The sequence below is a fragment of the Paraburkholderia sp. J8-2 genome (genome assembly GCF_905220195.1).
Lineage (GTDB): Bacteria > Pseudomonadota > Gammaproteobacteria > Burkholderiales > Burkholderiaceae > Paraburkholderia.
The window spans coordinates 68452-81733 of the sequence record NZ_CAJMZA010000022.1; the positions used below are offsets into that span (position 1 = coordinate 68452).

At 66.3% G+C, this 13282-nt stretch carries 13 protein-coding genes; 9 read left to right on the forward strand and 4 right to left on the reverse strand.

Annotated features, from left to right (window positions below; genetic code table 11):
- The first annotated feature begins 15 nt into the window (after nt 1-15).
- From U5A52_RS31700 to U5A52_RS31725, 6 genes are read left to right on the forward strand one after another with little or no spacing between them, the layout of a single operon-like run.
- Nucleotides 16-666: a BON domain-containing protein gene (locus U5A52_RS31700; protein WP_321937773.1), complete on the forward strand. Its 651-nt coding sequence runs from the start codon at nt 16-18 to the stop codon at nt 664-666.
- A 16-nt stretch (nt 667-682) separates the two neighbouring features.
- Nucleotides 683-913, forward strand: a complete 231-nt coding sequence (locus tag U5A52_RS31705; protein ID WP_321937774.1) for a hypothetical protein — start codon at nt 683-685, stop codon at nt 911-913.
- Complete coding sequence (locus U5A52_RS31710; RefSeq protein ID WP_321937776.1) at nt 910-1359, forward strand: CBS domain-containing protein; 450 nt, start codon at nt 910-912, stop codon at nt 1357-1359. The genes U5A52_RS31705 and U5A52_RS31710 overlap by 4 nt, the downstream gene beginning before the upstream one ends.
- A 29-nt stretch (nt 1360-1388) precedes the next feature.
- Nucleotides 1389-1925: a flavodoxin gene (locus U5A52_RS31715; RefSeq protein WP_321937869.1), complete on the forward strand. Its 537-nt coding sequence runs from the start codon at nt 1389-1391 to the stop codon at nt 1923-1925.
- Nucleotides 1922-4261: an FAD-dependent oxidoreductase gene (locus tag U5A52_RS31720; RefSeq protein ID WP_321937778.1), complete on the forward strand. Its 2340-nt coding sequence runs from the start codon at nt 1922-1924 to the stop codon at nt 4259-4261. The genes U5A52_RS31715 and U5A52_RS31720 overlap by 4 nt, the downstream gene beginning before the upstream one ends.
- 35 nt (nt 4262-4296) lie before the next feature.
- On the forward strand, nt 4297-5259 hold the full coding sequence (locus tag U5A52_RS31725; RefSeq protein WP_321937779.1) for an acetyltransferase: 963 nt from the start codon (nt 4297-4299) through the stop codon (nt 5257-5259).
- A gap of 68 nt (nt 5260-5327) precedes the next feature.
- On the opposite strand, the gene U5A52_RS31730 is transcribed toward U5A52_RS31725, so the two are convergent.
- The 4 genes from U5A52_RS31730 to polX form a co-directional block, all read right to left on the reverse strand.
- The gene (locus U5A52_RS31730) at nt 5328-6188 is read right to left on the reverse strand and encodes an ABC transporter permease (protein ID WP_321937780.1); all 861 of its coding nucleotides are present in this window, start codon (nt 6186-6188) and stop codon (nt 5328-5330) included.
- On the reverse strand, nt 6145-6945 hold the full coding sequence (locus U5A52_RS31735) for an ATP-binding cassette domain-containing protein (RefSeq protein ID WP_321937782.1): 801 nt from the start codon (nt 6943-6945) through the stop codon (nt 6145-6147). The genes U5A52_RS31730 and U5A52_RS31735 overlap by 44 nt, the downstream gene beginning before the upstream one ends.
- 112 nt (nt 6946-7057) lie before the next feature.
- Nucleotides 7058-8323, reverse strand: a complete 1266-nt coding sequence (gene phaZ, locus U5A52_RS31740; RefSeq protein WP_321937784.1) for a polyhydroxyalkanoate depolymerase — start codon at nt 8321-8323, stop codon at nt 7058-7060.
- A gap of 27 nt (nt 8324-8350) precedes the next feature.
- Nucleotides 8351-10108 (reverse strand): DNA polymerase/3'-5' exonuclease PolX, encoded by a 1758-nt coding sequence (gene polX / locus U5A52_RS31745; protein ID WP_321937786.1) that lies wholly within the window; start codon nt 10106-10108, stop codon nt 8351-8353.
- 295 nt (nt 10109-10403) lie between these two features.
- Between polX and U5A52_RS31750 the strand changes: the two genes are divergently transcribed.
- The 3 genes from U5A52_RS31750 (at nt 10404) to U5A52_RS31760 (ending at nt 13263) form a co-directional block, all read left to right on the forward strand.
- Nucleotides 10404-11057 carry a dienelactone hydrolase family protein gene (locus U5A52_RS31750; RefSeq protein WP_321937788.1) on the forward strand — a complete coding sequence of 218 codons (654 nt, stop codon included), beginning with the start codon at nt 10404-10406 and terminating at the stop codon, nt 11055-11057.
- Between the two features lie 93 nt (nt 11058-11150).
- On the forward strand, nt 11151-11843 hold the full coding sequence (locus tag U5A52_RS31755) for a phosphoribosyltransferase (RefSeq protein WP_321937790.1): 693 nt from the start codon (nt 11151-11153) through the stop codon (nt 11841-11843).
- 97 nt (nt 11844-11940) lie between these two features.
- On the forward strand, nt 11941-13263 hold the full coding sequence (locus tag U5A52_RS31760; protein WP_321937792.1) for an erythromycin esterase family protein: 1323 nt from the start codon (nt 11941-11943) through the stop codon (nt 13261-13263).
- The last annotated feature ends 19 nt before the right edge of the window (nt 13264-13282 follow it).

A 13282-nucleotide genomic window follows, 5' to 3' on the forward strand; every position in this document is an offset into this window, starting at 1 on the left:
CAGGAGTCGAATGTAATGAAATCCGATCTGGAATTGAAGCGTGATGTAGAGGCCGAGATCGCGTGCGACCGGTCGATCCAGCCGGCGACAATCGGCGTGGAGGTCTCGAACGGGGTCGTGACGCTGTCGGGCCACCCCGCAAGCTACGCGGCGAAGCTTGCGGCGCAAAGGGCGACTGCTCGGGTCGCGGGCGTACGCGGGATCGTCGTCGAGATGGAGGTGCGTCTGTCGGTTCGCGACTTACGTAGCGACGAGGATATAGCGAACACGGCGCGCTCGATCCTCGAGTGGACCGTTGGCGTCAACAATCAGAATGTCCAGGTAGAGGTCGAGAAGGGCTGCGTCACGTTGTTTGGCGAGTGCGAGTGGGGATACCAGAGCCACGCCGCACAGCAGGCGATAGCGCATTTGCTCGGTGTTACGGGCGTGAACAACAAGGTCCGCATTCGCGGTGCGACCTCAGCCGAAGATATAGCACGCGGAATTCGCGCCGCGATCGGGCGGCACGGGGAGCGGGAGGCGAAGCATGTCGAGATCAAGATTGACGGCGGCACGGTCACCCTGACCGGCAAGGTAGCGTCGCACGCCGAGCGCAAACTCATCTACGGGGCGGCCAAAGCCACGCCGGGCGTGCATACGATCGTCAACCTCCTGAACGTCGAGTGAAACCTGAAACACTGACATGGAACGCTTCTTCCGCCGATTCGAGCGCGTGGCTTTCGGCATGGTAACGGCCGTGGCTGTCGTCTGTGCCGGTGTCCTTCTGGTTCACCGGTTCGGCGACGCGCTGGTGCCGGACGTCGAGCCATGGCACGCGACGAGCGCGGGCGCCCCGTTCGCGCTCGTATGTAAAGAGGGGAGTCACGCTGGATCGTGCGAACAGTTGCTTACCGCATGGAGGGACGTGCAATGAACGCTGGCACGCTTTGTACACGTGAAGTTGCCACCTGCGACGCGCAAACATCCATCGTCGAAGTCGCGGCGAGAATGCGCGCGCTGCACGCGGGCGATCTGGTTGTCGTGCGAGATGACGGAGGCGTGCGCGTGCCGCTCGGCGTGCTGACCGATCGGGACATCGTGCTTGCGGTGGTGAGCCCGGACGCGGCCGCGGACAGGCTGTACGCCGGCGACGTAATGTCGACGCCTGCGCTGGTCGCCGATGACGGCGACGATATCTGGCTGCTCGCGAGACGAATGCGCCTGCATGGCGTGCGCCGGTTGCCCGTGGTCGGTGCAGACGGCGGACTCATAGGCATCGTTTCGCTCGACGATCTGCTGCACGCAGCCGCTAACCTGCTTGACGAACTGCGCCTTATTTCGGCGCGTCAGCCTCATCTTGAAGTGAAGCGCCGCTCATAGTGCGACGTGGTTTGCATCGGTGAAACTTGATGGAGGTCGCCTTGAACGCACCATCACGCATCCTCGTGGTCAGCTATTCGCGCAGCGAGACGACGGCAGAGGTTGCCGGACGCCTCGCTGCCGAACTCGATGGGGATTACGAGCGGCTGTACGAAGTCGAATTCCGGCGCCGTGCCGGTCCCCTGGGCTTCCTGCTTTCGATCCTCGACGTGGTCCGCAAGCGCCCCGCGCACCTGCAACCGATGAGCCATGCGCTGGCCAGTTACGACGTCATCCTGGTCGGTACGCCGGTATGGGCGGCGCGCGCGTCGACGCCGGTGGCGACGTGGCTCTCGCTGCACTGGCACCAGATGCGCACAGTGGCGTTCTTTTGCACGATGGGCGGCCGCGGCAGTGAAGATGCATTCGCGCAGATGGCGCAGCTCGCGCGACGGGCGCCGATAGCGACCTGTGCGATCTCCGCGCGAGACATGCGCACCGACGCGGCAGTCGAGAAGGTTTCCCGCTTCGTGCTGGCGATCAAGGATGCGTTTGCCGCGCGCGAGCATGAGGCGGCGCCCAGATGAGCCATATGCAGGAGCAAGGTATGCCCGAGCAGCGTTTCGATTATGTGCTGGCAGGTGGCGGCATTGCGAGCGTGTCCGCAGCGCGCTCGCTGCGCCATGAGGAGCCGGGTGCGAGCATCGCGATCCTGTGTGGCGAACCCGTTCTCCCGTACCGGCGGCCGCCGCTCACGAAGGGCTTCCTTACCGGGAAAGTCGGCGCCGCGCGGGTCACAATCCACCCGGCGGATTTCTACGAGAATCAGAACATTGTGTTGCTGCTGCACGCTCGGGCCGCAGCGCTCGATCGCGACGCGCATCTCGTGCAGCTCGAAGACGGCACCGCGGTGGGCTACGGGAAGCTGCTAATCGCGACGGGTGCCTCCCCGCACGTGCTGGATGTTCCGGGAGCCGCGCTTGCGGGCGTGCACGGCCTGCACGATATCGGGGACGCCGCGGCGTTGCGAACGGACGCGGCGGGAAAACGCCGGGCGCTCGTGGTCGGCGCGGGATTCGTGGGCGTCGAGGCCGCAGCGGCGTTGCGCGAGCTGGGCCTCGAGGTCACGCTCATCGAACGCGGCGGGCAGATGCTGCCGCAACTGCATTCCCCCTTGCTCTCGGCGCATTTCAGTCAACTCTGCGCGGACCACGGCATCGAGGTGCTGACCGGGTTCACCGTGGAGCGCTTTACGGGCAACGACGCACTCGCCGGCGCGGTGCTCAGCGACGGCCGCGCGCTCGAGTGTGAGCTGGCCGTCGTTGCGACGGGCGTGGAGCCGAACTGCGGATTTCTTTCCGGCAGTGGCCTCGAGCTGAACGACGGTGTGATCGTCGACGAGTGCCTGCAATCCTCCGACCCGGACATCTATGCCGCGGGCGATGTGGCGAACTTTCCCGATGCGGTGCGAGGTGCGCGCCGGCGTGTCGAGCACTGGGACAATGCGGTGCGTCAGGGGCGCGTCGCCGCTCGCAACATGCGCGGCGCACGTATGCCGTACCGCGATGTTTCGATCTTCTATGGAGACGTTTTCGACGTGCCCTATAACTTTATCGGCGACCCCTCCGATGCGCAGGAGGTTGTCGAGCGTGGCGAGTTTGCGCGGCCGCCATATACGCTCTTGTTCATGAAGCACAACGTGCTGCGGGCGATGTTCTCGATCGGCGCGCCGGCCGACGACGCGGTTGCCGCCGAAGAGATGATCCGCCACCGGCGCAATCTGGCGCATTGTGGCGCGGCGCTGGAGCATGCGGACTCGCGGCTCGGCGCGCTGCCTACGCAGACCGTGCTCATCCTGCAGGGCGGCGGCGCGCTTGGCGCGTTCGAGAGCGGGGCGATCGGTGCGCTGGAGTCGCACGGGGTTTGCCCCGACATCGTCTCGGCCGTGTCGATTGGTGCGTTCAACGGCGCAGTCGTTGCGAGCCATCCTGGCGAGGCGGTTGCGGCGCTCAATGCCTTCTGGTGCGACCTGTCGATCGAGGGACTCGCCTCGCCGCGCACGTGCGCGCATCTGCGACAGACCGAACTGGCGTGGCATCTCGCGCTTTTTGGCGTACCGAATTTCATGCGCCCGCGCTGGTGGATGGGGGCGCCTGGCATCGGCAGCATCTCGCCGTGGTGGACGAGCTACTATGACACGCAGCCGATGCTCGCGCTCTTGCGACGCTACGTCGACTTCGATGCGCTGGCTGCGAGCCCGACGCGCCTGCTGCTTGGCGCCGTGGATGTCGCAAGCGGCGAGCGGCGCATTTTCGACAGCTACGTCGACCGGCTGACGCCCGAGCATCTGCTCGCAAGCGGCAGCCTGCCGCCTGCCATGCCGTGGACGACGGTGGAGGGCCGCGCATACTGGGACGGCGGCGTCGTCAGCAATTCGCCGCTCGACCTCGTGATCGAGCGTTGCGGCCAGGTCGCGGGACGCGTATTCGTCGTCGATCTGTTTTCCGGGGGCCGCCCGCTCCCGTCGAATCTCTTCGAGGTGATGCTGCGCCGGGACGAGATTGTCTATGCAGACCGCGTGCGCAACGATTTGCGCTTCGAGGAGAACGCCAACGATTTCCGCGATCTCGTCGAGCGTGTCACGGCCCAGCTCGACGCTGCGGCTGCCGCGCGCGTACGGCAGTCTCCGGAGTACATTCGTCTGATGGGCAACCACGCGCCGGTGCAGATCCACCGCATTTCGCTCGATGGCGCAGCCCTGGACAGGTCGACGTTTGCGCGCGACTTCGATTTTTCGGCGGAGTCGATCGCGTCGCTGCAGGCGCTTGGCCATGCCGCGGCGCTGGCGGTACTCGACGAGGGCAAAGCCAGGTCGAGCATCGGCCAGACGGCCTCGGATTACGAAGACGAGGTGTGCAAATAGCGGCCGCCAACACGCACGCGCATGCGAGGCACCCGATGCGATACTTCGACGTGTGCAACGGCGACGCGGACGGTCTGTTCGCGCTGCATCAACTGCGCCTCGCAACGCCGCGCAATGCGGTGTTGATCACGGGGCCAAAGCGCGATAACGCGCTGCTTGCGCGGGTCACCGCGAGCCCCGGCGACCATGTGACTGCCCTCGACCTCTCTTTCGACACCAATCGCGCCGCCGTACTCGCGCTGCTGGCGCGCGGCGTGACGATCGACTATATCGACCATCACGTCGCTGGCGAATTGCCGCGGCACCCGTTGCTGCATACGGATATCGATACGGCGTCCGACGTCTGCACGAGCATCCTCGTCGACCGGCGGCTCCGCGGGCGCTATCGCGCGTGGGCGGTTGCCGCGGCGTTCGGCGACAATCTGCCGGGCGCAGCTCACCGGCTCGCACAGCTCGCGGGCATCGATCCGGACGACGAAGCAACCCTGCGCGAACTGGGTGAGAACGTGAATTACGCGGGCTACGGAGACTCGATCGACGATCTGCTGATTGAACCTGCGGCGCTCTACGCGCTGCTCGAGCCGTACGCGCAGCCGCTCGACTTCGCCGGGGCTTGCGCGCTGCTCGCAACGCTTGGGCAAGCGCGGCGCGAGGACGTGGCACTCGCTTGCGCGCAGCGCCCGGCGGCAACATCGGCGGGCATCGAGGTCTTTACTCTGCCGGGCGAGCGCTGGGCGCGCCGGGTGCGTGGTGCCTTCGCGAACCAGCTCGCGCTGGCGGCCCCCGAGCGCGCGCATGCGGTATTCACTCCCACAGCCGAGGGCGATTGGACCGTGAGCGTGCGCGCGCCACTTGCAAGGCCATTTGGCGCGGACAGTTTTTGCCGCCGTTTTGGCGGAGCGGGGCGCGCGGGGGCTGCAGGCATAGGCCGCTTGCCTTACGCGGCGTTCGATGCGTTCGTTGTTGCGTTTCGTCAGGCATACGAAATGTCGGCGTGAGTCAGCGTGACCGGGCTCGCATGATCCTCTAGCCGCACGCGCAATGTGTGGCTGCGCGCGTGCGGGCGTCAGCGCGCCAGATCGGGATAGAGCCGCGCGCACAGCGCGACGAGCACGACAACGGCCGCCGCGAGTACAGCGGCGTCCAGCACGAGCCCTGAGCCTGCGACGCTCGCGAAGCCCGGCAGCAATAGCCGTCGCAATGCGTCGACCTGATAGCTCAGCGGGTTTGCCTCGGAGACGATCTGCAGCGCGCGCGGCATCAACGAGGTCGGATAGATCGCATTGCTCGCAAAAAAGAGCGGCACCGTGAGGACCTGTCCGACGCCCATGAAGCGCTCGCGCGTCTTCACGATGCAGGCAATGATGAGCGAGAAGCTCGAAAAGACCGCCGCCCCGAGCACGACGAAGAACGCGACGCCTGCTATCGAAACCGGGTCGACACGCAAATGCACACCGATCGCGAGCGCGAGCACCATGACGACCGCGGCCTGCACGAGCGTGCGCACGCCGCCGCCTAGCGACTTGCCGAGCACGAGCGCCGCGCGCGGCGTGGGGCTGGCGAGCAGTTTGTGAACGATACCGAGATCGCGCTCCCAGATCACCGAAATGCCGTTGAAGATCGCGATGAACAGCACGCTTTGCGCGAGGATGCCAAACGTGAGGAAGTCGAGATAAGGTGCGCCGCCCGTGTCGATCACGCGGCCCCGGCTCATGACCTGGCCGAACACAAGGAGCCACAGAACGGGCTGCACCGCGCGTGTCGCCAGTTCGGTCGGATCGTGGCGCAGCTTGCGCACCTCCATCGCGCCGATCGCAAGGGTCTTGGCCACGAGCGAAACCAGCGGCGCGCGTGGCGCGTCGCCCACACTGGCTTGTATCGGGTTACCCGAGGCGTTGGCTGGTTCGGCGGGTCTGGGAGGCTTCATCGTAAGCTCCGATGAGGGGGGCCTCGTCGCGCGTGTAGTGCTCGAACACGTCCTCGAAGCTCGCGTTCGGACCGATCGCCGCGCGTAGCGCGGCAGGCGTGCCGATGGCAGCCACGCGCCCACGGCTCATGATGGCGACGCGCCGGCACAAGTGCTCGGCTTCCTCCAGGTAGTGCGTGGTGAGCAGGATCGCGGCATTGAAGCGCGACTGCAGGCGCTCGACCTGCTCCCAGACCGACTGCCGGGCGACGGGATCGAGGCCGACCGTAGGCTCGTCGAGAAACAGCACGCGCGGGCGGTGCAGCGTGGACTGCGCAATTTCGAGCCGGCGGATCATGCCGCCCGAGTAGGTCTTCACGAGCCGGTGCGCGGCTTCCTTCAACCCCATGAAGGCAAGTGCGCGGCCAATGCGTTCGGCCCGCTCGGTGCGCGGAATATCGTAGAGCTGGGCAAACACGAGCAGGTTTTCGTAGCCGGTGAGATCGCCGTCCGCGGAGAGGGCCTGCGGAACGTAACCAATCATCTGCCGCACGCGGGCGGACTGCCGCACGATGTCGAAGCCGCATACCGTCGCCGAGCCGGCGCTTGGCGGCAGCAAGGTGGTGAGCATCTTGATGACCGTCGATTTGCCGGCGCCGTTGCGGCCCAGGAGCCCGAAGGTTTCGCCGGCGTCGACTGAAAGCGTCAGCGCATCGACCGCCGTCACCTCGCCGAAGCGGCGGCAAAGCGCGTGGGTTTCGATGACGGGATGGGGCATGGCTCGCTGGCGCGTCGGGTGTAGGGATACGGTGCTTGCATGGTGGCAGTTGCCGGTGTGGGTCAGTTGATCTGGCTCAACCGAGAGCTGCCTCCGCGACGCACGTGCGGTGTCATCCCGATACGACGCCGGATTTGCGCGGCATGGCGCGCTGCCGGAGCCGGGCCGCGTCCGCACGGATGAACAGCGCCAGCAGCGCCGGATGCACATCGTCGCGCCAGCGATCGCCCGTAAAGAGTCCATAGTGATCGCAACCCTCTACATCAAGCCGCTGGCGCGCTGCTGCCGCGATGCCACTGCACATCCCCAGAGCCGCATGCGTTTGTCCGGCGCCCGTGACGGCATCGCGCGTGCCCTCGACGGTCAGCAACTCGACGTCCCGCAACGCGGCGGGGTCGACGAGCGTACCGCTTACACGCCATGCGTGCCGTGCGAGCATGGCGCGATGGAACACGATGTCCACGGTATCGAGAAAATATTCGGCGGGCATGTCGAGCAGCGCGGTGTACTCGATCAATGCGCGGCGCGCCTCGGCGAGCGCGCTGGGGTCGCCGTGCGCGGTGGCCTTTGCATAGCGGTCGACCAGCGCCACATAGCGATGCGGGTAGACGATCGCGATCTCGGCCCGCTGCAGGTAGGTTGGAAACACGCGCCGGCCACGCCCGGCGAACCCGGCCGGTACGATATCGATCAGGTGGCGCTGGCACCAGTCGAGAGAGTGCGATGCGGCCGCGATGCCGAGCGTGCTCGGATTGACGCGCGCGTCGAGCGGGCCGCCTATCAGCGTCACGCTCGCGGGCGGCGCACAACCGCGTTGCGCGCGCAGCGCCAGCGCGCCGAGCGCAGGAAACGTGGACTGGCACACGGCCACGACATGCAGGGGCCGCGGGTCCCGCGCAAGCGTGTCGATGAAGGCGTCGAGCATTACCACGTATTCGCCGAGACCGAAACGGCCTGCGGACAGCGGTACATCGCGCGCATTTAACCAGTCGGTGAGGTAGACGTCGCCGTCGGCAAGCAGCGTCTCAACGGTCTCCCGCATCATGACGGCCGCGTGGCCTGCCAGCGGCGTGCACAGCAGGACGGTGCGCGCGGACCGGGCGCGAGCAAAGCGCCGCAGGTCGCAGAACGGCGTATGCGCAACGATATGTTCGTCAACTTCGCAATGGCGCCCGTCGAGCGCGATGGAGCGGATCGCAAACGGCGGCGGCTGCTCCGCGAGGCCGAGCAGGGGCTCGAACAGATCCGCATAGCAGGACGAGGCGGCATGCGCGAGCGGCGGCGCGGGCCACGCCTCGCACGCATGCCGCGCGTACTGCGCCGCGGCGCGCCATGCACGCAGCCATTCACGCTGTTGTTCGAGAAGGGCGTACCACATTGTTGGCCTCGGACTATCCGATCCCGATTACCGGCTTTCCGGGATTTCGTGAGCACAGGAGCGCATCGTACGCGCAAGCAGCGGCCGCAGCCTCGCAAGCGAGCGCGTGTTCAGCACGTCAGGTTTTCCCAGCCATCCACGGCGTGCCTGGTTGACGCCGTAGCGCAAATTGTCGAGTTCGGCCACGCTGTGCGCGTCGGAGTCGATCGAAACCAGAACCCCGTGATCTTTCGCCATGCGGCAGGCCGTGTCGATCAGGTCCAGGCGCTCGGGCTGGGCATCGAGCTCCAGGAAGCAGCCACGCGCTTGCGCCTTGCGCATCACACGCAGCATGTCGATCTCGCACGATTCGCGACGGCCGGTCAGGCGCCCGCCTGGATGCGCGAGCAGGGTAAAACAGGGATGGTCCATCGCGCGCAGGATGCGTTCGGTTTGACGTTCGCGCGGCAGATTGAAATGACTGTGTATCGCGCCGACCACGAGGTCGAGCCGCGCAAGCATGGCGTCGGGTAGATCAAGCCGGCCGTCTTCGAGTATGTCGACCTCGATGCCCTTGAGCAGCGTGATACCCGTGAGTTGCGCGTTGAGCCGGTCGATCTTGTCGCACTGCGTCGCGAGCCTCGCTGCGTCCAGTCCGTGCGCCATCGCGAGGCGCTTCGAGTGATCCGTTATGGCGAGGTAGGACAGGCCGCGCTCGCGGGCGGCGAGCGCCATGTCGAGCAGCGACGCACGTCCGTCGCTGGCCACGGTATGCGCGTGCAGATCTCCGCGCAGATCGGCGCGCGCGATCAACGCAGGCAGCGCGCCGCCGCGCGCCGCTTCGATCTCGCCACGATCTTCGCGCAGCTCCGGTGGAATCCAGGGCAGCCCGACGCTCGCGTAAACGGACTCCTCGGTTGCGCCGGCGATGCGCGTTTGCGCGCGGAAGACACCGTACTCGTTGATCTTGAGGCCGCGCTCCTGGGCGAGGCGGCGCAGCGCCACGTTGTGTGCCTTCGAGCCGGTGAAGTAGGCGAGCGCGGCACCAAAGCTCTCGGGGGCGACCACGCGCAGGTCGACTTGCAGGCCGCCGCGCAGCACGACGCTCGCGCGGGTGGGCCCTTGCGCGAGCACTTCGGTGACGTCTTCGTAGCCGGCAAACCGCCGTGTGACCGCGGCCGGGTCGCGCGACGTGGCGAGGATGTCGATGTCGCCGACCGTGTCGCGCAGGCGCCGCAGACTGCCCGCCGCTTCGACGTGCACCACGTCGGCAGACGCGGCAAGCCAGGCCAGCAGCGATTGTGCGCGCTCGCTGGCGAGCGCGAACGGAAACCGGCGCGATTTGTCGAGGCGCGTCTGGACGCTCGCGAGAATATGCGCCTCGGTCAGCGCGCCGAATCCGGGCAATGTATGGATCCTGCCCTGGGCGGCAGCCTGCTCCAGCTCTTCCAGCGAATGCACGTGCAGTTGTTCGTACAGCCGCCGCACACGCTTTGGCCCGAGAGCCGGCACGCGCAGCAGCGCCGTGACCGCCGAAGGCACCTGGGCATGCAGGCTCGCGAGGAGCGCGCATGAGCCGGTGGTGACGATTTCTCGGATCTTGAGCGCGAGGTCGTCGCCGATAGCGGGGATGGCCTTCAGGTCAGCGCCCTGGGCCACCATCGTACGTACGTTTTGCGCATGCTCGCCGACCGATCGCGCCGCATTGCGGTACGCGCGCACCCGGAATGGGTTGTCGCCCTGAATTTCGAGCAGGTCGGCAATCTCGCTGAATATCTCGGCGATATCGACATTGTGAATGGGCATGGGATTCACTTGCGGCGGCACTGGAAACATGGCGAGGCCGGGTATGCGTTCGTCCCCGGGTTGACCACAGCATGGACGGCGGCGCGCCACAAGCGTTGATCCAGGTCAGCGTGTCCTCTCCTGGCAGGGCGGAACGGGCGATTGATCGAGGTCAATGGGTAGATCAAGGGAGACACGATGATCCAGGCATGAGCACCTCCTCGTGAATGAGGTAATGAACTGGCACGGAGCATGCAGAACGCTATCGTGCCCGACAGCCGATACCGGCGTGCGATTGCGTTTCCAGGAGAGACAGATGCAAACCCTGCAGGTGGCCATTCCCGTCGATTACGTGAAGCTTGGCGGAATTCTGGAGATTCCCGATGACGCGCGCGGCGTCGTGGTGTTCGTGCACGGCAGCGGCAGCAGCCGCTTCAGCCCGCGAAACCGGCTGGTGGCCGCCGGTTTGCAGCGCGCGGGATTCGCGACCCTGCTGTTCGATCTGCTGACGGAGGTCGAGCAACGGCACGATGACGTCGATGCCACGTACCGCTTCAATATCGCACTGCTGGCGCGCCGGTTAGAAGCGACCCTTGTATGGCTGCGGCAATGGGCCGACGTCGCAACACTGCCGGTCGGGCTCTTCGGAGCGAGTACGGGCGCCGCGGCCGCGCTCGTCGCGGCGGCCCAGACGAACACCGTGAGCGCCATCGTGTCGAGGGGCGGCCGGCCGGACCTCGCGAGGACAGCGCTCGCCTCGGTTTGCGCGCCGACGCTGCTGATTGTCGGCGAACTCGACACGGACGTGATCGGCCTGAACCAGAAGGCCGCCGGGCAACTGACCTGCGAGCACAGCACGGCGATCGTGGCTGGCGCGACCCATCTCTTCGAGGAACCCGGCGCGCTCGATGAAGTGACGCGGCTTGCTGCCGGCTGGTTTGGACGCTGGCTGGGCAGTGCTTCGCCCTGAACACTGAGCGCAGTTGCGCCGCGTGCAGGCCCGCGATTGGAGCTTCGCCGCCATAGACAGGACTGGCGACGCATCGCATACAGGACATCGACCATGAATGGCATATTTCGCAATCGCGCTGACGCCGGCAAACAGCTCGCGGCGGCATTGACTCGTTACGCCGGGCGCACCGACGTCGTGGTGCTGGCGCTGCCGCGTGGCGGCGTGCCGGTTGGCTATGAAGTGGCGCGGGCCATGCGCTGCCCGCTCGATGTTCTGCTCGTGCGCAAGCTCGGCGCGCCTCATAACCCCGAGCTTGCGATGGGGGCCATCGCTTCCGGCGAGGCAATCTATCTCAACGATTCGGTGCTGCGCGCACTCCACGTTAGCGAGCAACAGGTTCTGGACGCCATCGCGCGCGAACGCGTTGAGCTTGGCCGTCGCGAGCTGGCCTACCGAGGGCGGCAGCCGCCTGCCGCCGTGGAGGGCAAGACCGTCATTGTCGTGGATGACGGCATAGCGACAGGATCGACCATGCACGCCGCCCTCAATACGCTGCGCACACGGAATCCGAAGCAGATCGTCGTGGCGGTGCCCGTGTGTCCAGCCAATTCCGAAGCCCGCTTCGAGTCGGTCGCGGACGACTTTGTCTATGTGATGCAGCCGGACTGGTTCATGGGCATCGGGCAGTTTTATGCCGACTTCACGCAGACGGGCGACGACGAGGTACGAACGTGCCTCCACGCCGCGCAGGACTGGCAACAAAAGGACATGGGTGCCGCTTTGCCAGAAGACGGCGCGGCCTGAGCGGCGTACCGGCTCTACGCGGCACCCAACCGCAGCGCGTGAGCAAGCAGGTTTCCTCGCCCAGGCGCTTTCGTATCCCGCATGGAGAGACTTCATCATGCAGCCATCAAAAACACCATTCCTTGCCGTTCGCGCGCTTGGTCAGCGCCTGAACGGGAATAATACGGACTACGATGCACTGATGGAAATGGCGTCTGGCCGGGATCTGGTTCTGCTCGGCGAGGCGACCCACGGCACCGCCGACTTCTATCGCATGCGTGCGCAAATCACGCTGCGTCTCATCGCCGAGTGCGGCTTCGACACCGTCGCCATCGAAGGCGACTGGCCCGACGCGTGGCGCATCAACCGTTACGTGCAGGGCGAGGGCGCAGACGACGCCACGACGGCGCTCGACGACTTCGAGCGCTTCCCTGTGTGGATGTGGCGCAATAAGGAAGTCCGCGATTTCGTTGCCGCGCTACGCGAAATCAACATGAGCCGTCCGCTGCGGCAGCGGGTGGGCGTCTACGGTCTCGATCTCTACAGCCTCTACCGGTCCGCCGACGCGGTGATCCACTATCTGGAAGACGTGGACCCCGGCGAAGCCGCCCTGGCGCGCGAACGCTACGCGGCGCTGGACCATGTGCGCGAGCCCCAGGCCTACGGTTATGCGGTGGCGCTTGGCGCGCGACCCGCCGCGCAGGCCGGCGCAGTGCGTCAACTCCTGCAATTGCGCGCCGACGAATTCGACTACCTCTCGCGCGACGGCACCGACGCGCTCGACGCGCAGTTCTTCGCCGAGCAGAACGCGCAGGTGGTGGTCAATGCAGAAGCGTACTACCGTGGGATGTTCGGAAGCCGCCTGAACACGTGGAATCTGCGCGACGCCCATATGGCCAACACGCTGTTCGCGCTGGCCCGCTACCGCGTGCGCCGCGGTGGCAGCGGCAAGGTGGTTGTCTGGGCACACAACTCGCATCTCGGCGACGCCCGCGCAACGGAGTCGCGGCGTCGCGGCGAATGGAACCTCGGCCAGATCGTGCGTGAGAGCGCGCAGCACCGGGCGTTGCTGGTGGGGTTCACGACCTACACAGGGCATGTGTCGGCTGCATCGCACTGGGACGGCGAGGTCGAGCAGAAATGGGTGCGTCCCGCGCTGCACGGGAGCTGGGAGCATTTGCTCCATACCACGGGCTACGACCGCTTCTTCCTGCCGTTGCGCGACGACACCTCGCGCACGCTCGACGAACCCCTGCTCGAACGCGCGATCGGCGTGCTGTATCTGCCGCAGACGGAACGGCAGAGTCATTATTTCGAAGCGGAACTCGCCTCGCAGTTCGATGCGCTTTTCCACCTCGACGAAACCAGCGCGCTCGAGCCGCTCGAACCGGCGGCGGCCTGGCACAGGCGCGAGGCGCGCTCCGAGACACCCTGGGTGTGAGCGAATTCGCCGCGCACGC